The sequence below is a fragment of the Paraglaciecola sp. G1-13 genome (assembly GCF_055809255.1).
Map to the genome: position 1 here is coordinate 4,869,444 of NZ_CM147903.1, position 25,304 is coordinate 4,894,747.

The 25,304-nt window shown below is 46.1% G+C and carries 18 protein-coding genes; 15 read left to right on the top strand and 3 right to left on the bottom strand.

Going from position 1 to position 25,304, the window contains the following annotated elements:
* Window positions 1-350 precede the first annotated feature (350 nt).
* The 15 genes from AC0L6N_RS20765 (at window position 351) to AC0L6N_RS20835 (ending at window position 23,189) form a co-directional block, all read left to right on the top strand.
* Window positions 351-1,364, top strand: coding sequence for a LacI family DNA-binding transcriptional regulator (locus AC0L6N_RS20765; RefSeq protein ID WP_473477394.1), 1,014 nt, complete (start codon window positions 351-353; stop codon window positions 1,362-1,364).
* A gap of 286 nt (window positions 1,365-1,650) precedes the next feature.
* The gene (locus AC0L6N_RS20770; protein WP_473477396.1) at window positions 1,651-4,545 is read left to right on the top strand and encodes a TonB-dependent receptor; all 2,895 of its coding nucleotides are present in this window, start codon (window positions 1,651-1,653) and stop codon (window positions 4,543-4,545) included.
* Between the two features lie 69 nt (window positions 4,546-4,614).
* On the top strand, window positions 4,615-7,449 hold the full coding sequence (locus AC0L6N_RS20775; RefSeq protein WP_473477397.1) for a discoidin domain-containing protein: 2,835 nt from the start codon (window positions 4,615-4,617) through the stop codon (window positions 7,447-7,449).
* An 86-nt stretch (window positions 7,450-7,535) separates the two neighbouring features.
* Window positions 7,536-8,405, top strand: coding sequence for a glucosamine kinase nucleotide-binding domain-containing protein (locus tag AC0L6N_RS20780; RefSeq protein ID WP_473477399.1), 870 nt, complete (start codon window positions 7,536-7,538; stop codon window positions 8,403-8,405).
* 40 nt (window positions 8,406-8,445) lie between these two features.
* Complete coding sequence (locus tag AC0L6N_RS20785) at window positions 8,446-9,429, top strand: glycosylasparaginase (RefSeq protein WP_473477401.1); 984 nt, start codon at window positions 8,446-8,448, stop codon at window positions 9,427-9,429.
* Window positions 9,429-11,198: an endo-beta-N-acetylglucosaminidase gene (locus tag AC0L6N_RS20790; RefSeq protein ID WP_473481401.1), complete on the top strand. Its 1,770-nt coding sequence runs from the start codon at window positions 9,429-9,431 to the stop codon at window positions 11,196-11,198. Before AC0L6N_RS20785 ends, AC0L6N_RS20790 begins: the two co-directional genes overlap by 1 nt.
* Window positions 11,198-11,935 carry a copper homeostasis protein CutC gene (locus AC0L6N_RS20795; protein ID WP_473477403.1) on the top strand — a complete coding sequence of 246 codons (738 nt, stop codon included), beginning with the start codon at window positions 11,198-11,200 and terminating at the stop codon, window positions 11,933-11,935. The genes AC0L6N_RS20790 and AC0L6N_RS20795 overlap by 1 nt, the downstream gene beginning before the upstream one ends.
* A 109-nt stretch (window positions 11,936-12,044) precedes the next feature.
* Window positions 12,045-14,609 (top strand): beta-mannosidase, encoded by a 2,565-nt coding sequence (locus AC0L6N_RS20800; RefSeq protein ID WP_473477405.1) that lies wholly within the window; start codon window positions 12,045-12,047, stop codon window positions 14,607-14,609.
* A gap of 2 nt (window positions 14,610-14,611) precedes the next feature.
* Window positions 14,612-16,402: a sodium:solute symporter family protein gene (locus AC0L6N_RS20805; protein ID WP_011573067.1), complete on the top strand. Its 1,791-nt coding sequence runs from the start codon at window positions 14,612-14,614 to the stop codon at window positions 16,400-16,402.
* Window positions 16,403-16,434: 32 nt separating this feature from the next.
* On the top strand, window positions 16,435-18,678 hold the full coding sequence (locus AC0L6N_RS20810) for a GH92 family glycosyl hydrolase (protein ID WP_473477407.1): 2,244 nt from the start codon (window positions 16,435-16,437) through the stop codon (window positions 18,676-18,678).
* Between the two features lie 66 nt (window positions 18,679-18,744).
* Complete coding sequence (gene nagB-II / locus AC0L6N_RS20815) at window positions 18,745-19,740, top strand: glucosamine-6-phosphate deaminase NagB-II (RefSeq protein WP_473477408.1); 996 nt, start codon at window positions 18,745-18,747, stop codon at window positions 19,738-19,740.
* A 369-nt stretch (window positions 19,741-20,109) separates the two neighbouring features.
* Window positions 20,110-20,535 (top strand): type 2 periplasmic-binding domain-containing protein, encoded by a 426-nt coding sequence (locus AC0L6N_RS20820; RefSeq protein WP_473477410.1) that lies wholly within the window; start codon window positions 20,110-20,112, stop codon window positions 20,533-20,535.
* Between the two features lie 14 nt (window positions 20,536-20,549).
* Window positions 20,550-21,677: a topoisomerase IV gene (locus AC0L6N_RS20825; RefSeq protein ID WP_473477412.1), complete on the top strand. Its 1,128-nt coding sequence runs from the start codon at window positions 20,550-20,552 to the stop codon at window positions 21,675-21,677.
* Window positions 21,678-21,870: 193 nt separating this feature from the next.
* On the top strand, window positions 21,871-22,932 hold the full coding sequence (locus AC0L6N_RS20830) for a hydrolase (RefSeq protein WP_473477414.1): 1,062 nt from the start codon (window positions 21,871-21,873) through the stop codon (window positions 22,930-22,932).
* Between the two features lie 20 nt (window positions 22,933-22,952).
* Complete coding sequence (locus tag AC0L6N_RS20835) at window positions 22,953-23,189, top strand: YheU family protein (protein ID WP_011573073.1); 237 nt, start codon at window positions 22,953-22,955, stop codon at window positions 23,187-23,189.
* A 36-nt stretch (window positions 23,190-23,225) separates the two neighbouring features.
* On the opposite strand, the gene AC0L6N_RS20840 is transcribed toward AC0L6N_RS20835, so the two are convergent.
* From AC0L6N_RS20840 to nudE, 3 genes are read right to left on the bottom strand one after another with little or no spacing between them, the layout of a single operon-like run.
* The gene (locus AC0L6N_RS20840; protein ID WP_473477417.1) at window positions 23,226-23,822 is read right to left on the bottom strand and encodes a YceI family protein; all 597 of its coding nucleotides are present in this window, start codon (window positions 23,820-23,822) and stop codon (window positions 23,226-23,228) included.
* Entirely contained in the window at window positions 23,819-24,655 is an 837-nt protein-coding gene (gene cysQ, locus AC0L6N_RS20845; protein ID WP_473477419.1) for a 3'(2'),5'-bisphosphate nucleotidase CysQ, read from the bottom strand. The genes AC0L6N_RS20840 and cysQ overlap by 4 nt, the downstream gene beginning before the upstream one ends.
* Window positions 24,655-25,218, bottom strand: a complete 564-nt coding sequence (gene nudE / locus AC0L6N_RS20850) for an ADP compounds hydrolase NudE (RefSeq protein ID WP_011573076.1) — start codon at window positions 25,216-25,218, stop codon at window positions 24,655-24,657. The genes cysQ and nudE overlap by 1 nt, the downstream gene beginning before the upstream one ends.
* Window positions 25,219-25,304 lie beyond the last annotated feature (86 nt).

Genomic DNA, 25,304 nt, shown 5'->3' on the forward strand with positions numbered 1-25,304 from the left:
GTTTACACCTACGTGAGTCAGTTTTCTATGGCAGCTTTCTGCCACCGTTTCACTTTATAATGATAGTTATTTTTAAGCTAAATACTTAAGTCAAACGTTAACGCTTTGTAAAATTGTAATCGATTACAATTTAATGGTCTAGTGTTATGTCCAATTAAAAGCCAAAACAAGCGCTTACTACTGAAAAAACGGCTGTTCGACCGTTGTTTTGTTATCGATTACAGTAATTACTTTCGTCACAAGATTGATATTATTTACATATTCAGGTATTTACTTTACCTAAGCTATTGCTCTAACGGTGCAATTAACTAACCAAGGCCATAATGGGGCCTGACTTTCGGAAGTCGTAAATGACGAATATTAAAAAAGTAAGTGAGCTTGCAGGCGTATCAACCGCAACAGTATCACGCACACTTAAAATGCCAGATATGGTCACCGCTCGAACCAAAGAAAAGGTGATGAAAGCCGTTCGTGAAGCGGGTTATAGGCCAAGCTGGTTAGCGACCAGTGTTAAAACTGGGCGCACAAATACTATCGTTGTTTTAGTTCCTAATCTGATAAACCCCTTCTTTATGCGCATCATTGGCGGCATTGAGCAGGCCGCCCAAGAACGTGGTTTTACCGTGTTGCTGTGCGATACCCAAGGGGAGAGTAAGCGCGAAAGTGATTATGCTTCTATGGTATTGACCAATAGGGCTGATGGCTTAATTCAACTCGATCATTCATTTCCCTTTACTGAAGATGATGCCAAATTAGCTGAAACTATTCCTATGGTCAGTGTTTGTGAACGTATTCACTCTGATAAAAAATACCCAGTCGTGGCGCTTGATAACTATGCCGCTAGCCGCGCCTTAGCCCATCACTTAGTCAGTTATGGACATACCAAGTTCGCTGTTATTGTGGGCCAAGTGGTTAGCCAAATTCATAAAGATCGTCTCTACGGGCTGCGCAGTGTCTTAGCTGAAGAGGATATTGAGTTTGACGAAGACATGATAGTTGGGCAAAGCTATAGCATTGAAAATGGCATAGAAGGTATGCGCCAATTATTAGAAAAACCTAATCGACCCAGCGCGGTTATCTGCTTTAACGATGATATAGCGATTGGTGCCATGCACGAAATTCACCGCCAAGGACTACGAGTACCAGAAGATATTTCCGTGGTGGGATTTGATAACGTAAAAGTGGCTGCTTTTATGAACCCCCCGTTAACAACTATTGATCAACCCGCTTATGAAATGGGTCGCAGAGGAATGGAGATCCTCAGTGATGTAATTAATGGGGTTCCGTTGACTCGCAGTAGCGAAATGCTTCCTTTTCAATTGCTTGAGCGTGAAAGTAGCGGCCCCGCTCCTATTTTAAAGTGATTTTCGTGTAAAACAAAGACCATCAAAAAAGATTGTTTTTATTTTACCTTGTTAATTTTTTGTATATTTTTTAGCTTAAGTTGTTGACTTGTTATAAGAGTGGCTCTATATTTTTCCGGTAAATTGTAATCGATTACATTTTATTGGGTAGGAAATTACTAATTCAGTGTTCTGTAAAAAGCATAAAACAAAGAAAAAATAAGCGGTTACTAAAGTGGGCTGTGACACATGTTCACGGTTACATTTGGTTAAACGGAAATATCCGATGGCGATTAGGAAAACACATATGAACAACACCAGTGACAAAATATTCGGTAAATCAATGCTGAATTTTGCGGTTGTGTGTGCAATGGGTCTTGTACCTTCGTACGCGTTAGCACAGCAGACAAACCAAGAGCCCAGTGGCAGCGATGCAGAAACTGAGGTCATTCAAGTACGTGGTATTCGTGCTTCAGCTGCAGAAAATTTAGCAATCAAGCGATTGTCGAACGCGGTAGTGGATGCCATCACGGCAGAAGATATCGGTAAGTTCCCAGATAAAAACGTTGCGGATTCTTTGCAGCGTGTACCTGGTGTTGTTATTCAGCGCAACGGCGGCGAAGGTTCAAGTGTGAGCATACGTGGTTTATCGCCTAGCCTGACGTTTACCCAATTAAACGGTAACTTTATTGCAGCCTCTTCTGGTAACCCGTCTCGCTCGTTCTCTTACGAGTTACTGCCTTCAAACTTAGTCGGTAAGGTCGAGTTATTTAAATCGTCTGAAGCCCGCCTCGATGAAGGCGGTATCGGCGGTACGGTCATAGTACATAGCCGTAAACCGCTAGACATGGATAAAAATTCGGGCGTAGTTAGTCTCGAATACACTTATGCAGATATTACAGATTCCTACGAGCCTCAGCTAAGTGGTATCTATTCTTGGAAGACTGACGAAGAAGACTTTGGTTTCTTGGTGGGCTTTACACAGCAAGACAGAACCAACCGTACTCAGACTTCTCGAGTTAATATCATCAATCAAAACTTTTTGTATACCGAGCGTCGCAACGGTCAAGAAATTGAAGGCGGTGCCCAAGGTTATGCGCGCCAAAGTTTAGTTCAAGAAGTATTAGAAGAAGATCGCGAGCGCACGGGTGTGCAGTTTACTGCGCAGTGGCGCCCCACTGACAATTTAGAAGTTGGCTTCAACTACTTTCAATTCAAACTCGGCTTAGATTCGGTTTTACATCAACTTGAATACCCTGAGTGGCATGATACCAACCAATTTTGGACGGACGTGTACGTTGATGCAGAAGCGCAATACGTCACAGGTATTGACTACGCCAGAGGCGTTTCAGGAGAAGCGTTAGATACACAAATTCCCCGCATGAACGGCGAGTACGTGGTTGAAGAGTCTACGTCTGACACGTTCGACTTTTTCATGGAATACGAAGGCGGCGACTTTAATGTGAAATTTGTTGCTGGTCATACTGAAGCTGAAGGTGGGCCGACTGAAAAGTACCGTGCCGCATATTATTCTGGTAGTACTGCAGATTATTGGGGCTGGCGTTTTGAAAACGAAAATCTAGTCACTAATATTGATCCAGAAATGTTTAATCGCTTAAAGGCAGGTGAAGGTGGTGAAGCGGATATAGGCGCCACTGATTCAAGCTTTGTTGGCGGGACTCAAGAAGAAGATTACGCCCAGATTGATACGGATTGGTTTGTTGACTGGGGCATAGTTGAAACGCTGCGCTTTGGTGTGAAGTATCGTAAAGGCTCTATTCATCGTGACACACGCAATACCTACTACTTAGACAAAGATTTTGATATCGCAGCAGGTGAAGCACGACCTGGCGGGATCACGCTGGATGATGATTACTCACGTAATGGCGGTATTCCGCTGCTTACTACTGTGATTGCTGACCAGCCTTTAGGAAACTTAGGTGGGTCAATTAATACGAACTTGTTCCCGGTTGTGAACTGGAACAAATATCAAAATGAGTTAGAGACCAATTTCCAACGTTACACCCGTTTTGAACCCGACTTTGTCTATGACGTAGAGGAAGAGGTTAAAGTCGCTTACGTGCAAGCTGATTATCGTTGGGAAAATTTCCGCGGTAACTTTGGCGTACGCTTTGTAGACACAGTTAACACCAACACCGCCAGTGATCGTTTGGAGTTTCGCTTAGACCGCGTCAATCTTGACGGAGATGACGTTGCCCAAGTTAACGGTATTGTGCGCGACGTGATTGTTAACCCCAAAGAAAATTCATACAGCCACGTACTGCCTAGCTTTAACATCGCCTGGGATATCAACGATGATTGGGTATTGCGCGGCGCAGCAGCGAAAGTGTTATCACGCCCTGATTATGCTGATTTAGGCCAATTCCAAACATTGACCTACAACTCAAGTGAGTGGGAAGCAGATTCTAGCGATCGCCCAGATTATGATCCCCTTCGTGACAGTGAAGGCTGGACAGGCAGCGGCGGTAATTCATCGCTACGTCCTCTTGAATCAGTGCAATACGACTTATCACTAGAGTACTACTACGGGGAAGGCTCGGGCGTCAGCTTGGCTGTGTTCTTAAAGAATATTGATAATTTCGTTGTGCCATTCACGTTAGATGTGAACAGCAGTGTTCCTGATCAAACGTTTACCTTGGTCGAGTCAGGTGGTGGTACGGTCAATGTTGGTGGAGACATATTGGTACGTGATTTCGACACCGCGGCCAACGGCACTGATGCGGAGTCTAAAGGGGTTGAGTTCTCATTCCAGCATTTCTTTGAAAACGGCTTTGGGGTATCGGGTAACTACACACGCAATATCACCAGCGCCGCTACCGTTGAGGCTGATGGCCGCCTAGTGGGTGAATCGCCATTAACGGGCAGCTCAAAATATCAGGGTAACTTCTCGGCCTTTTATGAGAATGACGATTACAGCCTTCGCGTTTCATATAACCGCAGAGGCCCAACAATTGGAGTACTGGCCGAAGATTGGGACATCAACCGTTATAGCGATACCTATGATCAAGTTGACGTAAACGCCAGCTATAACATAAACGAAGATATCACCTTGAGCGCCTCGGTTATCAATCTGACTAAATCAGAAGATTACGTCCATTTAGGGGATGACACCAAAGTACGCTTCTTAACTAATTCGTACAGCGGGCGTCGCTTCTTTGCAGGCGTCAATTACAGATTTTAATGCGTCAGACCGGCTCGTAAGAGTCGGTTAAATGGAAACGTAAAAGACAGATTGAATAGAGGAATAATAATGAAAAAGCTCAAAATGAATAAAACCACAGTGGCCATGCTGATGGCAATGAGCACCTTGTACGGTTGTGGCGGCAGTGCCGATGATCCCAACCCAAGTGATGCAGTAGACACGCGTGTTACCACAGAGGCGACCCTTGCCGGTGAGGCAGTTAAAGGTCGCTTAGATAGCGCTCAAATCAGTGTTGAACAGATGAACAATTCACCCATCACTATTATCAATGGTGAATTAACTGATGCATCGGGAGCTGTCAACGTAGTCGTTCAAAGCGACCTTGGGTTTGGCATCAACAGTCCATTTAAATTAACCGTAACAGCAACCGATGCCACCAGCATGATGTGTGATGCTATTGATTGCGCTGGGGTAGCTTTAGGCCAAGAACTAAGTGGCGAGCCGCTAACAGGGACAGTGCTTAACTCTTTATCTTTTGTGAACGTGCCTTACGGTTCAGCTGCAAACAGCAGCAGCCTGCCCTTTCACGCAAATGCATTGACTACTATTGCCACGCCGATAGTGGAAAGTGCCGTTGCAGGCGGCGCGAATATCACTCAACAAGTCTTGTTTGATTCCCAAGCCGTTATCGCATCTGAGTTGGCGCTTCGCGCATTGGGTGTGGCGACATCAGGAGTAAACTTGTTTGAAACCGCCCTGATTAGTGCAGAGTCTTACGACAACTTTGTGATGGGTGAAGATTGTGCTCCTGTGACCTCAACAGATGCGCAAGGTAATGAAGTGACCATGGATGAGTGTACGGACGTATTGGCATCTCCAGCTATTATCACTTTATCCTTGGCCAATGCGGCATTTGCGAACATCACAGCAACCGAAAGCTTTAACGAGCAGTTTGATGCGGTTAATACCGCTATTACCACGGCTATCGAGGGTGACACAACAGCCCTTACGCCTATCAGGGAGCGTTTGCTTGCTTCAGTTAGCGCAGTGCCTTTCTTGTCTGAATTAGGGGTTTCAGCCGACAGCGTGATTGACCTTGGCTTATCGTTTGCACTTTCTAATGATAGCAGCGGCCCAGTTCAAGAAGTGACCACAACTGAAAACTTAGCGGGTGCCACTATCACAGGGCGTGCGCGCATCAGTGACGGCGAAGCGGAAACCATGGCGTTTGATAAAGACGCGCAAACCAAATGGTTAGATAATGGCGGTGTGCCTTCTGTTGAAGACCCAGCTTGGGTTCAGGTTGAGTTTGCCCAGGCCCATGCGGTGAGCAGTGTGTTCATTACCAGTGCCAATGATGCGCCAGAACGCGACCCTGAAAACTTCGATTTACTGGCGTCTAATGACGGCGAAAACTGGGTCACGGTGGCAAGCTTTTTAGGTGAATCTTTCGATGAGCGTTTTGAACGTAAAGAATTTTCGTTCTCTAACGGTTTAGCGTATTCGTTTTATCGTCTGAACATCACTAAAAATAAAGGTGACACTAGCTTAATGCAATTGGCTGAAATTCAGCTGGTTGGGCCCATTTACGCGAGTACAGATCACACAGACCCTGTCGGTACAGGTGCGATCAGTGGCCGTGCACGTATCAGTGATGGTGAAGCAGAAACCATGGCGTTTGATAACGACACACAAACCAAATGGTTAGATAACGGTGGTGTTCCTTCAATTGAAGACCCTTCTTGGGTGCAAGTGGACTTCCCAGAAGCGGTTGCTGTTAACGTGCTTGGCATTACCAGTGCCAATGATGCACCAGAACGCGACCCAGAGAACTTTACTTTAGTGGGCTCAAATGATGGTGGAACGACTTGGACGGTGATCGGCGATTGGCTTGGTGAGTCATTCGACGAGCGTTTCGAGCGTAAGTTGTTCAGTGCGAGCAATGCACTGGCGTACAGCAGCTACAGACTGAATATCACTAAAAATAAAGGCGATACCAGTTTAATGCAACTGGCAGAAATTGAGTTGATTGGTCCTGAAATGCCAAGTGTTCAACACAGTCACGGCCCAGACGTAACCTATACTGAGCGCGCGCGCATCAGTGACGGTGAAGCAGGTACTATGGCGTTTGATAACGATACGCAAACCAAATGGCTAGATAACGGCGGTGTTCCGTCGGTAGAAGAGCCGTCTTGGGTCGTGATTGCCTTGCCTGAAGCCGCAGCTGTGAACACATTGGCTCTAACCAGCGCCAATGATGCCCCAGAGCGTGACCCAGAGAACTTTGCGGTTTGGGCATCAAACGACAATGAAAATTGGACCGAGCTAGCCAGTTGGTTAGGTGAGAGCTTTGATGAGCGCTTCGAGCGTAAGCAATATGCGTTTTCCAATGATGTTGGCTTTAGCTTTTATCGCTTTAACATTACCAAAAACAAAGGCGATACCAGCTTAATGCAAATCGCTGAAATAGAGCTTATTGGGCCACAGGTTGCTTCGGTTGATATTTCGTCTGATGCAGGTACCACAATAACCGGTCGGGCACGCATTAGCGACAACGAAGCCGAAACGATGGCCTTTGACGATGATACGCAAACCAAATGGTTAGACAACGGTGGCGTGCCCAGTGCTGAAGACCCAGCGTGGGTGCAGCTTGATTTCGTCGCACCACGTATCGTTAACAGCATTGCGATCACCAGTGCCAACGACTCACCAGAGCGTGATCCTGAGAACTTTACGGTTTTGGGCTCAAATGACGGTGGTGCCACGTGGGACGAAGTCGAATCGTGGATAGGCGAAAGCTTTGATGCTCGATTTGAGCGCAAACTGTTCGAAATGCGTAACGGCTTTGCTTACTCGAGCTATCGTATCAATATCAGCAAAAACAAAGGTGACAGCAATTTAATGCAAATTGCAGAAATCGAGTTAATCGGCCCAGCTGAATAAGCACAGAGCCTAGGTGAAAGCCCGCTATCTCTGATAGTGGGCTTTTGTTGTTCCACATAGACCACGCTTAAAAGAAAATAATCACTATGGCTGAATACTATTATCTTGGAATTGATGCAGGTGGCACACAATGCAAAGCGTCTCTGTACAGCCATGATCAACAATTACTCACCACAGGAATAAGTGGACCAAGCAACCCTGTAAATGGGCTAGAAATCGCCCAAAATGCCATAGTTCAAGCTGCAGAATCTGCCCTGAGTGCAGCGTCTTTGCCTCATGTTGGTTTTAATCAATTGTGTGTTGGGGCAGGAGTAGCAGGTTTGCATTTACCCAGCCTTCAAGAGGCCATGGAGCAGTGGCAGCACCCTTTTCATTCATTCTATTGCACCACAGATTTGCATGCCGCGGTAACGGGTATGCATCAAGGGCAAAACGGCGGAGTCATTATTCTGGGCACCGGCTTTAGTGCGTTAGGTATGGTGGATGGGGCAATGCACTCTATCGGTGGTTACGGCTTTCCTATTAATGCAAAAGGCAGCGGTTCATGGCTTGGGTTGCAAGCCGTTGAAGCTGTGTTGCTCGCACATGACGGTATTGGTCCGCACACTAGCCTCATCGCTGGCATGACCAAAAACGAAGATATTATGTCTTTGGCTACACGACTTAATCAGGGCACCTCCACAGAATTTGCCACATACGCACCGCTGGTGTTTGAACACGCTGAACAAGGTGACTTACTGGCAAAAGGCCTTATCGAGCAAGCCACTGAATTTTTGCAGCGGGTTATTTTGCGTCTCAATGATTTAGGGGTCGAAGAGGTCGTTTTGGTCGGCAGTGTTGCTCTGCGCTTACAAAGTCGCCTAGAGGCGACGGTGAATCAAGCCATAGTGCCCGGCAAAGCCTCAGCAGAATATGGCGCCATGTTACTGGCCAAACAACATAACCCAAATCAATAAACAGCATACTTATGTGCAAGCGCAACAAAGGGGATAGCGTATGACAGCCACGCGCAGAAGGTTCTTAAAATTATCATTAGTAAGCAGTATCGCGAGTGCTTTCGCCGCGAGCAGCAAAACTGCTTTCGCTAGGGCAGAAAAAGCCAATAAACCTATAGTGATATCTACCTGGGAGCATGGTATCGCGGCAAATAAAGTGGCGTGGGATGTTCTCAACAAAAATGGCCGCGCATTGGATGCTGTTGAGCAAGGCGTGCGTGTGCCAGAGGCTGACCCTTTGGTTAGAACGGTTGGTTTGGGCGGATACCCTGACAGTGAAGGTAATGTGACGCTTGACGCCTGCATCATGGATGAAAACATGAATTGTGGCTCTGTGGCTTACCTGCAAGACATCCTGCATCCTATCTCGGTTGCGCGCAAAGTAATGGAAAATACGCCCCACGTAATGTTAGTGGGAGCAGGGGCTAAGAAATTCGCTGTAGAGCAAGGTTTTGCTGAGCAGAATTTACTTACCGAACAGTCTAAACAAGATTGGCTGGCGTGGCGTCAGTCGGGTCAGCAGAAAAAACAAATTAACATTGAAAACCACGACACCATCGGCATGTTAGCGCTGGATGCGTCGGGTAACTTAAGCGGGGCCTGTACCACAAGTGGCGCAGCCTTCAAATTACCAGGACGAGTGGGGGATTCACCCATTATCGGCGCCGGTTTATATGTGGATAACGAAGTCGGTGCTGCCACAGCCACGGGCATGGGTGAGCTGATGATGAAAACCGTGGGCTGTCATCTAGTGGTTGAGCTGATGCGCCAAGGCGCTTCACCTCAAGAAGCCTGTCAAAAAGCAGTGGAGCGAATAGCCACCCGTTTGGACAACTTCGCCGAATTTCAAGTGGGCTTTTTGGCCCTGAACAAGGCTGGTGAGTACGGTGCTTATTGCATTCAACCGGGTTTTAATTACGCGGTTAAAGATGCCGGTGGTGAGCACCTTATAGATGGCAAAAACCTATTAGGGGAAGGCGCATGATGCTCAAAACTCTGTGTGGCTTATTGCTGTGCACCGCATTTTTTTGTCTGGCACAAAGCAATGATATTCGAGCTAATCAAGCGCCATTTGCATTAACCCTTGAGCAAGCCATGAACTGGACTGCACAAAGTGATTTTACCTCTGCACAGAATATCTCTAAACAGCCGTTAGCTAGACGTTTTGGTGCACAGTTAGACCCCAGTAGAGCAAATTTAGATACGCAAGTTAAGGTGCTCTACGCGCCTGACGGCATGAACAACTTTGCAAATTACCTCGATACTCAAGCCACATTTAATTTGTATAACTTTACTCACTGGTCGCAAATCGATGTGCTGAACTGGTTTGCCGGTACGGCTGATCATGTGGTGCAAATACCTGCTCGGCCTTGGGTTGACACCGCGCATCGAAATGGCGTCAAGGTTATCGGCTCGATTTTCTTAGCCATCGCTAAATATGGCGGCAGTCCCGATACCGCAGAAGCTTTGCTCAAACAGGATGCTCAGGGGCGATTTATTATGGCCCATAGACTTGTCGATATCGCCCAATATTATGGTTTTGACGGTTGGCTAATGAACCAAGAAACTAACTTGACCGCCATTAAAGATGCAGAAAATGAATTAGTCGAAGGGCAAAAAGATGCTCGTCGCGGTGCAGAACTTGGCCAGAAAATGTTGGCGTTTATGCAGTATTTAACGGCTATTGCCCCCCAAGGAATGGAGATCCATTGGTATGACTCCATGCTGGAAAACGGTGAAGTGCGCTGGCAAAACCAGTTGAATGAGAAGAACCAAGCGTTTTTACACCAGGGTGTATCCAGTGCCGATGCCATGTTTATGAATTACTGGTGGAACAAAGCCATGGTCGAACGCTCTGTCTCGCTTGCCCAAGCGTTGGGGCGTTCTGGCTACGACTTATATTTTGGCGCTGATTTATGGCCAAGTCGCAATGCACAGCGCGCTTTTAGTAAGACCCAGTGGTTAGAGGATCTATTTGATAGTGATACCGAGCAAGGGCCAACCTCCATTGCGCTATTCGCACCGAACTTCAATTTTAATTTCAGTGGCGAACCTCATACACCTATTTTTAGCCAATTTAAAGACGATCCCCAAGACTCGCTACGGTTTTACCAAACCGAGCAACGCTTGTTTGTGGGGGATGATTTAAACCTTGCCAATAATGATCTTAATGGTTGGCCGGGCATAGGACGCTACGTACCGGCAAAAACCACTGTGAATTCGTTACCGTTCGAAACGTATTTTAATACTGGCCAGGGTAAAAAACTGATCGAAAACGGCCAGCAAGTGTTAAGTGGCTGGACTGATATGAGCAAGCAGGATCTGCTGCCCACTTGGCAATTTGCCGTGTATGGCAACCCGTCAATGACGGTAGCGTATGACTTTGAAGAGGTGTTTTCTGGTGGCAGCTCTTTGGTCTTCACAGGCTCGCTTAGCGCGCAAGAAACACGCATTCCTTTGTACCAGACTCATTTGGTACTGGGCAAAAACAACACAGCGACGCTAACCCTAAAAGGCGATGCCAGTGCCCTGTCATTGTATGTGGAAACTGCTGACGGTAAGCGACATATGTTCGCGTTAGACGCGATTACCCCAAATGGCACTCAACAAGATTGGCGCTCCTATGAAGTATCACTTAGTGCGCTCGCAAAGCAGTCTATTACTCAACTCGGTATGTTGTTTAGTGACGGTACGAGCGAGGAAAATGTGAATGTGAATGTGAATGTGAATTTAGGGCAATTGGCGATCCATTAATGATTGATATCGAAATTTGCCTACCTTGTGATGACCTGGCGCATGTTGCCCAGCAAATTCGTGCCGCACATAGAGGGAAAGCAGCGCGGGTAGAGCTTTGCAGCCATATGGAACATCAGGGACTCACGCCTAGTATGAATGCCATGCAGCAAGCTAGGGCAGCGGCCCAAGGGGAGTTAATCTTGCTGGCAATGATCCGCCCTCGTGGTGGGGATTTTTGTTATGACGAGGGTGAAATACTGCAAATGCAGCAGGACATCGCTCTCGCTGCACAAGCTGGCATGCAAGGGGTGGTGCTCGGCGCGCTCACACCAGATAACAAGCTGGATCAGGGCGCGTTAACTCGACTAATTGCGGTGGCTAATAAGGCTAATTTGCAGGTGACATTTCATCGTGCATTTGATGCCTTGGCTGAACCAGCGCAAGCCATTGACACCCTTATTGAGCTAGGCGTGCAACGTATTCTCACCTCAGGTTGTGACTGGGGGAGTCACGATACTGCGCAGCAGCATAGCGCACAAATAGCACATTACTTGGCCCTAGCTAAGGGGCAAATTGAGATAGTGATTGGCGGTGGTATTGCTCCCGTAAGCGCTAAATTAATAGCGCAGTCTATAGGCCAGCAGATGGAGCAACATTATCATTATTCTTTTCACGCTTATTCGTCTGCTCTTATCGACGGGGTGGTACATGAAGACCCTGTTCGACAGTTATATCATGGTGTTAATGACACTTAGCTCGACTCTTACCAAGCAGCGTTTTACACAGTAATAATTTCATCGTGGGGATGACTCATTGGGCGGCCCCGCACTCGACTCGACAGCCCACTTTACAACATTGGTTTTTATGATTAACGAAGAATATATGACACAAATGAAGACATTACCCCTAACTGGAACATGGCAGTTTTGCCAAGCCGATAAGCAAGACTGGCGAAATGCAGAGGTTCCAGGGTGTAATTTTACTGACTTGCTAGCCCACAATTTAATAGACGATCCGTTTGACCGAGACAACGAATCCCATTTGCAGTGGATTGAGAAAAAGGACTGGCATTATCGCCGTTCGTTTAATGTATCAGCAGCACAATTGGCCCACAGCGAAGTTAATCTAGTCGCTCTAGGGCTCGATACGTTTTGTGATATTTATCTCAATGGGCAGCATCTCGCTAGCGGGCAAAATATGTTTGTGGGTCAACACCTTGCTTGTAAGTCTTTGCTAGTAGAAGGTGAAAATGACGTGGAAATTCGTTTTCGCTCACCCATGAATGAAGTGTATCCGCAATTTATAGCGAACGGTTTTACCTACCCAGCGGAAAACGACAAAAGTGACGAGAAGCTCAGTGTCTTTTGTCGCAAAGCGCCTTGCCATTTTGGTTGGGATTGGGGGCCGAAGTTCGTGACGTCTGGCATTTGGCGCGACATTTATTTAGCGTTTATCGACAGTGCTGAAATCAAAGACGTACATTTTGTACAGCAGGCGTTGTCAGCACAGCGCGCCGATTTTCATTTTGCGTTAGACGTTAGCGCGATGACAGATTTTGATGCCCAACTAGTGGTGAAGTGCGAACAGGCTCCGCAGTTGAATCAAACCTTAGATGTGCGTTTAACGGCCCAGGCTAACGAGCAAAGCACGCTGGTTAACTTCACGCTTACCGATCCTAAGCGCTGGTGGCCTAATGGGTTGGGGGAAGCATTTTTATATGACTTTAGCTTTGAGTTAGTCAAGGATAAGCAGGTTATCGCCCGTCGCGAGCAAGCAGTGGGGCTGCGGGAAATAGAAGTGGTAAACCAAGCTGATGAAATGGGGGAGTCATTCTATTTCAAAGTAAACGGTCACCCCGTCTTTATGAAAGGCGCGAACTACATTCCGGATGACAGTTTTATTCATCGAGTTAATACCCAGCGACATGAGCAAGTGTTTGATGCCGTGGTGGCAGGCAATATGAATATGTTGCGAGTGTGGGGCGGCGGCATTTATCAAGACGACGCTTTTTACGAACTAGCGGATCGCAACGGCATTTTGATTTGGCAAGACTTTATGTTTGCCTGCACTTTATACCCAGCAGATGACGCCTTTCTAGCAAATGTGAAACAAGAAGCAGAATATAACGTTAAACGTTTGCGTAACCACCCGTGTATCGCTATGTGGTGTGGCAACAACGAAGTCGATATGGCCATCGAAAAATGGCAGTGGGCTGAAAAGTTTGGCTATTCTGATGAGCTGTACGGGCGACTAAAACAAGATTACATACGTTTGTTCGATAACTGCTTACCCAAGGTTATCAATGCCCTTGATGCGCAGCGCTTTTATTTGCGTTCTTCACCCATAGGTTTTTGGGAAAATGACGAAGACAACAAAGCTAATCATCACTACTGGGGCGTATGGCACGGTGAAGAGCCGTTCAGTGAATATAAAAAGCGTGTGCCACGCTTTATGAGTGAATACGGTTTTCAGTCGTTTCCTATTGCTGAATCAACCCACACGTTTACCCGGCCTGAAGATCGCGAACTTGAATCAGCCGTGATGCAGGTGCATCAAAAGCACCCGCGTGGCAATAAGCTTATCCGTAGCTATATGGATGAAGAGTTCAATGCGCCGAAAGATTTCGATCAGTTATTGTATTTAAGCCAAGTTCAACAAGCCCTTGGATTAAAAATGGCGTTTGAGGCGCATCGCAAAGCCATGCCATTTTGCATGGGAACCCTGTATTGGCAATTGAATGATACTTGGCCGGCTGCGTCATGGTCTGGTATCGATTATTACGGTCGTTGGAAGGCGCTGCACTATCAAGCGAAACGCAGCTTTGCCCAACAATTATTGGTGGTTGACCAAGTGAATGATCAGCTTGAGGTCACCTTGATTTCTGATGATTTACAGCCTTGTTCCGCTCAATTACACATTCAGGTTTATGACTTCGATGGGTTGGTGGTGTATTCCCATGAGCAAGATGTGCTTGTGCCGGCTAATGCGTCTTTGTCGCTTACTTCGCTTGCTATGTCAGAACTTGTTTCTCAAGCTCAGCCCAATAGTTCTGTGTTAGTTGCGCGCTTAATGCATCAAGATGGCCGAGTGCTTAGCCAAAATAGTCACTTTTTTGTAGCCAACAAGGACTTGGCCTTGCAAGCTGCTGATATACAGTGCGAACAGGTTGTTACGCCTGAGTGTTTAACGCTGACGTTTAGCAGCGACACTTTCGTTCGTCAGTTGTATGTCAGTGCTGGTGAGCAAGTCGGCAATTTTAGTGATAACTTTTTTGATCTGATCCCCGGAATCGACGTCTCGATTCACCTTGCGCTGCCGGGCCTGGAGCAACACGATATTGAGCGTCTTGGGGCTAAGGTAAGCTGGCAATCGCTACTTGATAGTTTTGCTTCATTAAGCAATGAGCAACGTAATATAGCTGGGTTATAGCGATGATTTTAAGTTGGATAGATATACTCGTTATCATTGGTTATTTAGTACTGGTGTTAATGATCGGTTTGTACATTTCACGGCGTGCTAGCCGTGACATGGACTCCTACTTCTTAGGGGGCAAAACCATACCCTGGTGGGCGCTTGGGGTGTCAAATGCCTCGGGTATGTTCGATATCGCGGGCACCATGTGGTTGGTGTCTATGTGCTTCGTCTACGGTTTGAAGAGCGCGTGGTTGCCTTGGATATGGCCGATATTCAACCAAATATTTTTGATGATTTATTTGTCCATATGGTTACGTCGTTCAAACGTGATGACAGGGGCCCAGTGGATGGAAACGCGCTTTGGCACTGGTAAAGGCGCAGAAATGAGTCAAATGGTGGTAGTGATATTTGCCTTGGTCAGTGCGATAGGCTTTATTGCGTACGCCTTTAAAGGCATAGGCAAGTTTGCCGCGATCTTCTTCCCGTGGGAATTATCACCAGACATTTATGCGTTGATTATCTTCTCGATCACCACGATTTACGTGGTCAAAGGGGGGATGTACAGCGTGGTCTTCACTGAGATTTTGCAGTTTGTGATTATGACGATTGCGGCTGTTTCTGTGGGGATCATTGCCATGTATATGGTGTCACCAGAGCAACTGGCTGCTGCCACGCCTCACGGTTGGGATCAGCTGTTTTTCGATTGGCGATTAGACCTTAACTGGCAAGGCTTGATTGATAGCGTCAATGTTAAAGTGGAAGAGGACGGTCTTGAGTTGTTCGGGCTCATGATCATGATGATGCTATTTAAAGGTGTGCTATCTAGCATGGCCGGCCCAGTGCCGAACTATGACATGCAACGTATTCTAGCCACCAAAAGTCCCAAAGACGCGGCGAAAATGAGCGGCTTGGTGTCTTTGGTAATGTTTTTCCCTCGTTACATGATGGTGGCAGGGTTATCTATCTTGGCGATTGTGTACATGGGCCCAGACATTCAGGCCCAAGGTAAGCAATTTGATTTTGAGCAGATTTTGCCCTTTGCCATCAATAATTTTGTGCCTGTAGGCTTAACCGGTTTGCTTATAGCTGGTTTGCTCGCAGCCTTTATGTCGACATATGCAGCGTCGGTCAATGCTGCTCCCGCATACTTTGTGAATGATATCTATCGTCGTTACTTACGCCCAGATGCAGACAGTCGCACCTATGTGCGTATGAGCTACATAGTGTCTATTGTACTCGTGGTATTAGGTATGGGCTTAGGCCTGATGCTAGGTAGCATCAACGCGATTATGCAGTGGATCTTCGCTGCCTTATTTGGTGGGTATGCAGCGGCTAACTTATTGAAATGGCATTGGTGGCGATTCAACGCCTATGGTTATTTCTGGGGCATGTTAGCAGGTTTGATTGGGGCGCTGGTGTTACCGATTGCGCTCCCCGATGTGCAACCCTTAATGGCATTTCCGCTGCTACTGGTATTCGGATTGGTTGGCTCGATTGCAGGGACTTTACTGACACCCCCTGAATCAGACGAGGTGTTATGTGAGTTTTATCGAACGGTGAAACCTTGGGGGGCATGGGGGCCCATTCGTGACAAAGTCATAGCCTTGGATCCTGGCTTTGCCCCAAACAAAGAATTTTCTCGTGACATGTTCAATGTTGCTATCGGTATCGTGTGGCAAATAGCCTTAGTGGTGATGCCGATTTATTTAGTGATTCAGCAGTGGTGGTCCATGTTGGCAGCCTTTGGGGTCATTGTTGTGACCAGTTGGATCTTAAAAAAGAACTGGTTAGACAAACTCCCTGACTGAGTACAAGTTTACGTAAAAGAGTGATTAATATAATGAAAAAACAATTTTTAGCGGGCGCATTCTCGCTATGTGCTGTGGGCAGCCTTGCTGGTTGTGCCACAAGCTCAGTTTCTAGCATGCAACAAGCTTCAGTGCCACAGGCCACAATCGTCCAGGTCGCTGACGAGCAGTTATTACAATACGCAGACCCATTTATTGGCACAGGCGGCCACGGCCATACGTTTCCCGGTGCAGTGGTACCTTTCGGTATGGTGCAATTAAGCCCTGACAATCCTTCTAAAGGCTGGGATTGGACTTCCGGTTATAACTACAGTGACAACCAGTTGCTTGGTTTTAGCCATACGCATTTATCTGGCACTGGTGTCGGTGACTTGCTTGATGTGCTTGTGATGCCGTTTCGTGGTGATTACAAAACTCGACGTGATAATGAACTAAAGCACGTAGTGAGTGAGTATTCACATTCTGATGAAAGTGCCTCGCCCGGATACTACCAAGTGGGGTTGCCTCAAGAGCAGGTTAACGCCGAGCTAACGGCAACCGAGCGCACTGGTGTTCATCGTTATACCTTTTCAGGCCAAGAAGACGCTAAAGTATTAATCGATTTAGGCTATGCCCAGAACTACGATAAATCTGTGGCCACCTTTATGCGTGTGATAGACGATAGCACCTTAGTTGGCTATCGCATTTCAACCGGCTGGAGTGACTACCAGCCTGTGTATTTTGTTGCCAAGTTTAACCAACCCTTTGCACATCAGTTTTACAAAGAAGGCGAAGCGCTAGCCGGCCCGTTCATCAATGCGGAAAAAAGCGAAGTGGTGCTTAACTTCGGTGAAATTGCTGACAAGGCTTTGGTGGCAAAAGTAGGTATTTCTTACGTGAGTATTGCTGGGGCGAAGCAAAACTTAGCAGCAGAAGTCGCTGATTTTGATTTCGATAATACCAAGCGGCAAGCACAAGCACTGTGGGCGGCTCAATTAGGCAAGTTTAACGTCACTGATGATAACGAGCAGGCAAAACGTAAGTTCTACACCGCGTTGTATCATTCGTTTTTAGCCCCCCAGACATTTAATGACGTTAATGGCAGCTATTTCGGTGCAGACGGCAGCGCCCACAATAGTCAGCAATTCAAGCGTTACTCCTTGTTCTCGCTGTGGGATACGTTTCGCGCATTACATCCTTTATTGACCATTTCTAACGGTGAGCGCGTCAATGACATGGTCAGCTCGATGATGGCCTTTTATGACGAAACCGGCTTATTGCCTTCGTGGGATCTAATGGCCAATGAAACTGATGTGATGATCGGCTATCACGCAGTGCCAGTGATAGTGGATGCGTACTTTAAAGGGTTGACTGATGTAGACCCTGAATTGTTATTTCAGGCGTTGAAAGCCTCTGCGATGCAAACGCGTTTTGGTATCGATCTGTTTGCTGAGTATGGTTATGTGCCCTCTGACTTAGAAGTAGAAGCCGTATCGAAAACCCTAGAATATGCTTTTGATGACTGGGCAATTGCACGCATGGCTAAAGCGCTTAATAAAAACGCCGACTATGCCTATTTCACGCAACGAGCTGAGTCTTATAAAACCTTGTTCGATAAACAAACCGGCTTTATGCGTGGTAAAACCCAACAGGGTGAATGGGTGAAAAACTTCAGCCCGACCCATGTAGATCACCGCACCACTGATTACACCGAGGCGAATGCGTGGCAGTACACTTGGTTTGTGCCCCACGATGTTGATGGCTTGATGGCATTATTCGGCGGTGAAGCGCCATTTCTAAATAAATTAGATACCTTATTTAGTACTGATTCCTTTATGGAAGGAGATGTATCACCGGATATTTCTGGCTTGATTGGGCAGTATGCCCACGGTAATGAGCCTGTACATCATGTGCCTTACATGTATTCCCTGACGTCGCAAAAATGGAAAGGCGAACAGCGCATAAAAGAGATCCGCGAGACCATGTATCGCGATAACCCAGATGGATTATCGGGTAATGACGATGTGGGACAAATGTCTGCTTGGTATGTCTTTAGTGCACTTGGGTTCTACCCACTAAACCCAGCCGATGGGCAGTATGTACTAGGCACCCCGCAGTTTGATTCAGTGCAGATCCAACTGCCAGACGATAAAGTCTTCACTATTAAGCGTGTGCAGTCCGCTGAAGATACGGCTGGCTATGTAAAAGAAGCCACACTTAATGGTCAGCCTGTCAATATGAACACCATCAGTCACAGTGACTTGATGCAGGGCGGCGAGCTTATTTTCACTTTTTGATATTTAGTAATTTAACAAGGTGGCGCTATTCGCCACCTTTTTTTTGACGATTTTCCGGAGACTCCAATGACCAGTATCATGGCAAGAGAGGCTGCATCAGCCTCTGAACTGTTAGCTAAGCAACTTATGCTAAATCACGAAAGTTGTGAGCGTATTGCTCAGAAAATACAACTCCTTAACCCAAGCGTAGTGTACATAGTGGCGCGAGGTTCGTCAGACCATGCTGGCGTATTTGCTAAATACCTGATTGAAGTGGAGCTGGGTATTCCCGTGGTGGCTGCCGCACCTTCCGTGGTGACTGTGTTTCACAAACAACTCAAACTTGATAACGCGTTGGTTATCGGTATTTCTCAATCAGGACGCAGCCCAGATATTCTTCAGCATATGCAAATGGCGAAAGATGCTGGAGCGCTGTGCATTGGTTTAGTGAATGATGAATCTTCTCCGTTAGCTGAATTAGTGGATCAGCTCCTTCCTTTACGGGTTGAGCAAGAAGTGGCAGTGGCGGCAACAAAAAGCTATTTGGCGTGTTTAAGCGCCCTTCTTCAATTGGTGGCGCATTGTAAGAAAGACCCAGAACTGTTGGCCGCAGTAAGCGAAATTCCCAAGGCTTTAAGACTTGCCATAGAGGGGTCGAAGCAATTGCACAGTGATATGTTCACAGGATGTGATAAGTGCATTGTACTTGGCCGTGGCTTTGGCTACGCCATAGCTAAAGAGGTGGCGTTAAAATTAAAAGAAGTTTGTGCTATTCAAGCAGAGGCGTTTTCTAGTGCGGAGTTTGTGCACGGCCCTGTGGCATTGGCACAAAAACCTTTAAAAGTGCTCAGTTTAGGATTGCTCGATGAGTCCCAGGTCGCCCACGAGCAACAAATAGATGACGTAACCCAGCGCGGGGCAAGTGTGCTGAGTATGAAGCCATTTCCCGATGATGTGCACCCTAGGCTTGGTGCATTAATGATCATGCAGCGTTTCTACCTTGATATTGCTGACATATCCCTGCAATTGGGTTGTGATCCGGATTCGCCACAAGGATTAAATAAAGTGACGCTAACCGTGTAAAGTAAATCGTGCTTACTGCGGTAAAACTCGGTAAGCACGGTCTTTGTTTTAAATACTCTTATTGATTGGTGCTTGTTTAGGGTATAAGCATTCTATGAAGTTAAAGACGTAAAACTCGTTTTTTGTTGCGCTCTCATCCTACCTTTTCTCTCCTAACGTATTGTCTGCGATATGTATTTTTATTCCTACGTGTTATTTATTTACCATTTTATGCTATGTTTTTAGTCATAGGGATTTATCGTTAAGGGATTAAAATTTATACCTAAGTGTGCGTACTTATACCGGTTTAGGGTGGTTATTTGTTACAAGATCTATACATTACGCCCTCCGAAAATTTACCTTCGATACACTCCAATTACGGGGAACACCATGTTGAAACACACGATAAAAAAAATATCTCTAACAGCGGCCTTGTTATTAGGCAGCGCTTCAGTTTTTGCTGAAGTTGTTATTATTGTGCATCCATCTAATAGCGCTAGCATTGATGCAAAAACCACCCAACGAATTTTTTTAGGAAAAGAGAAGAAATTTTCCTCTGGAGAACAAGCCACTCCAATTAACCAAGCTGCAGGCACTGCAAGTCGTAATAGTTTTGATAACGACACGCTTGGTCGAAATTCTGCCCAAGTATCCGCTTATTGGTCAAAGCTAGTTTTTACCGGAAAGGGTATCCCGCCCAAAGAAGTAGCCAACGATGGTGAAGTCATCGCTATTGTAGCTGCTAATCCAAATGCCATTGGTTACGTGGACAGTGGCTCAGTTGACGCATCTGTAAAAGCAATTCCATTAAACTAGTCAAGGATCATAAAATGAGAAATTTAAGTAAAACAATGGTATTGCTAACATCTTTGGGATTTGGTTGTGCCGCAAATGCAGAATTAAGAATTAACGGTTTCGCGAACTTAGTCGGCGGGATTACCAGCAGTGATGATGCACTGTATGGTTACGATGATTCGTTTTCGTTTAAGTCTGAAAGCTCATTCGCTTTGCAGGTCAGCGGCGACATAAACGATAAAATGACTGCCACCGGCCAAATTATTGCGCGCGGCGAAGATGATTATGACGCTGACTTCGAGTGGGCCTACTTTACTTTTAATGCCACGGATCACGTGAGCATTTCAGCGGGTCGATTACGTCTTCCGCTTTTTAAATATTCTGCTTCTCGTGATGTTGGTTATTCATACCATTGGGTGAATACCCCTCGTTCTATTTACGATGTACCTTTTAATAACTTAGATGGTCTGCGTGTTGATTACGCAAATTACCTAGGTGATTGGGAATACAATCTGCAACTGGCCGTGGGTACCTTTAGTGGTGATAACGACTTAGGTGATGTTGAAGGCAAGAATGTCATTGTTGGTACTGCTGAAGTGCAACGTGATTGGTTCAAAGCCCGTGTGGTAGCTGGTCGCGGTAACGTCACCTTGGAAGCGGATAATGTAGACAACATTACTAATGCTTTAGCGCAAATATCTCCAGTACTTGCTAATGAGTTGGCACTAGATGATGACAGTGGCGTGTTCTTAGGTCTTGGCTTAGAAGCCGATTTTTACGATTGGTTTATAAGTGGTGAAATAACCTCTATTGATGTGGAAGATTCATTTTCACCTGAAGATACCGCGTTTTATGTGACTGCTGGTATGCGTTTTGGTGCTTTTACTCCATCGCTAACCTATGAGAAATTAGATGGTCGTGGTGATCTACGTTTTTTAGATCAGGTAGCAGCCTTACCTGAAGCGGCGCAACCCGCAGCGACCGCTGCAGTGGTTGGTTTACAGCAAGCCGTTGCTGATGAGTATGATGTGGTGACCCTAGGTGTACGTTATGATTATGACACGAATATTGCCTTAAAAGCTGATATTAGCTCTTATACAAGTGACGTTGATGACTCATTAGATACGGGGTTGTTACGCTTCGCAGTTAACTATATTTTTTAGTAAATGAAGAACTAATAAGCGTCTCAATTGAGGCGCTTTTTTTTACGTCAAAATTTAATATGTCTTTTGTGTTTCTCAGGCTTTACGTTAGATGCGTCACTCCAAAGGGCATTAATGTGCTGCTTACAAGTGGATAGGGAGTTGGTATACTCGACGCTATAGCCCTTGCAAACTGGAATGCATACAAGCCTCAATGCCTCAACCTGCCTCTTCGTTATATTCACCAGTAAACCTTGAATCGGATGAATTAAAACCCTCTCATGGGGAAATTGCAAAAAGCGCATTCGCCGCGCCTTGGTGGGCGAAAAATCGCCATATCCAAACTATTTGGCCACGCTTTTTTCAGCGACGTTCAAAGGTTCATTGGCATAAAGAGCGATTGCTTTTGCCCGATGGCGATTTCGTGAATTTAGCTTGGGCAGGTGATAGAGGTAACATCGATAGCAGCCATGGTTTAGTGGTGGTTTTTCACGGGTTAGAAGGCTCAAATAAATCCCATTATGCGAATGACATGACAGCGAACTTAGTTGAGCAAGGTTATGTGGTGGTATTGATGCATTTCCGTGGCTGTGGTGGTGAGCACAATACACTACCCAGAGCCTATCACTCTGGTGAGACACAAGATGCATGGTACTTGCTGAACTGGCTGACTGAGCTTTACCCAAACGTTGCGAAAGTGGCGATGGGCTTTTCTCTCGGCGCGAACATGTTATTAAAGCTGTTAGGTGAACGACCTCAGCAAACCATTTTACGTGCTGGTATCGCTATTTCGCCGCCATTTAAATTGGCGGAGTGTTCGCTCAGTATTAATCAGGGTATGTCCCGCATGTATCAGTCGTATTTACTGAAAAGTATGGTTAATAACCTTGTCGATAAGATGCGCACAATAGATTACTCGGACCACCTTGAAATAGATGATGTAAAGGCACGTACCATCAAGAGCTTCAAAGAGTTCGACCAGCATGTGACTGCGCCGCTACATGGTTTCGATAGTGCTGACGATTACTACGAAAAATGTAGCGCGATCAGTTTTATGCAAACCATCGCGACACCAACGCTGATCATACACGCCAAAGACGATCCCTTTATGAGCGAAACCGTGTTGCCTAATGCACAAGATCTTTCATCTTCGGTGCGCCTTGAATTAAGTGCTAAAGGGGGCCATGTAGGGTTCATGCAAGGTACGCCGTGGCGCCCGGTTATTTGGATGCAAAAGCGTGTAAACCAATACTTTCAGGAGATTTTGCGCGATTAAGTGCAAAGCGAAATAGTTTTATGATTATACCCATTAATGAAGTCAGCCCAGATGCGTTAAGCAATCTGATTGAGGGGTTTGTGCTGCGTGAAGGCACTGAGTACGGTGAAGCCGATTGTAGCTTAACGGATAAGGTTGAACAGGTGCGGGCTCAGCTAGCATCGGGTGAGGCGTTGCTGGTGTACTCAGAGTTGCATGAAACAGTGAATATCATCCCCAAAGATCAGCTGGGGCTGATCGATGAGGAAACAGAATAAGCGTTTTTTATTGGCTCAATTAACGGTAGCGATTAATTACATCAATTCGATGAAGGTTAAGTTGAACGTTACCGGTACATTAGGGCTGATGCTAGACAGGCCCGCAACATTTTGTAGCCAGTCGATCCCGTCTTGCAAGCCATAATCCCCTGCGCTAATCATGACAGGTTGCACGCTGGTCGCAACAAAGCGATTGTGATCGGTTTTCGTCACTTGCACGTTCACTTCAACGTCCCTCTGTTGACCTAGTACACTCAACTTGGCGGGGATAGTGAAGGTGCCGGCTTGGCCTTTAGTAAACGCGACGATTTCTTTTGGCAGGCTAGCGGTTAACGTTGCTTTAGGAAAGTTTTCGATCATAAACAGCTTTTCGCGCATACGAGCGTTACGAATATCAATGCCGGTTTCTACTGATGATAAATCGATATCAACCGTTAGTTCACCTGCGCTGGTCAGTGAGCCGCTTAGATTAGAAAAATGATGAATTTCACTGACTTTAATATTCTTGGTAGAAATGAAATTTAACTGAGAATCTTTGTTAAGAAGCTGCCAATCGGCAGACGCGCTAGCACATACGAGTAGGCTGGAAAAAGCGACCAGTTTCACAAACGTGGTATTTTTGGTGAGGGTCATTCGGTATCTCCTGTGGTGTATTTCACTATGGTTTGCCAATTTACTCGTTGGTCACCCATGACGATAAAATCTGGGTTGGTAACAGAATCACGTTCGTTGTAACTCAAGGAAGAAAAGTCGTGCGCGAGTATACTGCCGCCTGCTTCACTGACGATACACTGAGAAGCGCCAGTATCCCACTCGCCAGTAATGCCTAAGCGCAAGAACACATCTGCTTTACCTTCTGCGATAAAGCACGATTTTAGCGAACAACTGCCTGTTGGATAGGTTTGATAAGTGCGATGGTCGCTCATACTGCGCATAACATTTTCTCGCGCTTGGCGGCGGCTTATGGCAATCATCACTGCATCGTTTTCTGGGTCGTCAAACTTGCGCACAAATATCTGTTTGTTCTCTGACTCGCTCTCTTTAAATGCCCCATTATCTTTTGACGCAAAGTAAAGCGTCTCCCCTGGAGGCCAGTAAATCACGCCAATAATAGGTTGGTTGTTTTCAACTAGCGCGATATTTACGGCAAAATCACCGCTTCTGGCAATAAACTCTTGGGTACCGTCGATAGGATCAATTAACCAATAACGTTGCCAATCTTTGCGCTCGGCTAGTGTACCGTTCTCTGATTCTTCTGACATGATAGGGATATGCGGAGTCTCGCGCTGCAAGATGGCCAAAATAACTTCATTGGCCTTGTAGTCAGCAGAGGTAACGGGTGAGTCATCGTCTTTCTGATAGCTTTTAAAGTCACCACTGTCATAGATTTCCATTACCACTTTGCCAGCTTCTTTGGCTGCGGTTTTAGCGATGTCGAGTAATGCAGATATTTGGTCGGTAGGCATTATTGTTCCTTTAACCACTTTTGGGCCAGAAAAAGAGCTGTAATACAGCGGGCTTCAACGAAATCTTCACGGGCTAATAGGCCATCGAGGTCGTTAATAGACCACGTAATGACGTCTAAAGGCTCTGGTTCATCGCCGGGTAACGTCTTTTCATACAAATCTTGGGCAACGAAAATATCCATGCGTGCGTTAAAAAATGCGGGGGCCATGCTAACGTTTTGTAAGTAATGTAGCGTATGTGCGCCGAAACCGACTTCCTCTTTTAATTCGCGATTGGCTGCTTCGTGGGATTCTTCACCAGGGTCAATTAAACCTTTGGGAAAACCCAACTGATAAGAGTGCGTACCCGCAGCATATTCGCGAACCAATAGAAACTCATGCTCATTAATAAAAGGTACTATCATTACGGCACCGCGCCCACCGCCCGCCATGCGTTCGAATGTGCGTAATTCGCCATTAGAAAATTCTAGATCAATTTGCTCAACGGTGAATAAACCACTTTTGGCTACGGTGCGTCGCTGGTGAATTTGTGGAAGTGTTTTGTTGGGGTCTATTTTGCTCATCTACCTATCACGTTATCATAGCCTCACTAATTCCATCAATGACGCGTAAACTACTGTAACTACGAATATAACGTTTAACTTAAGGA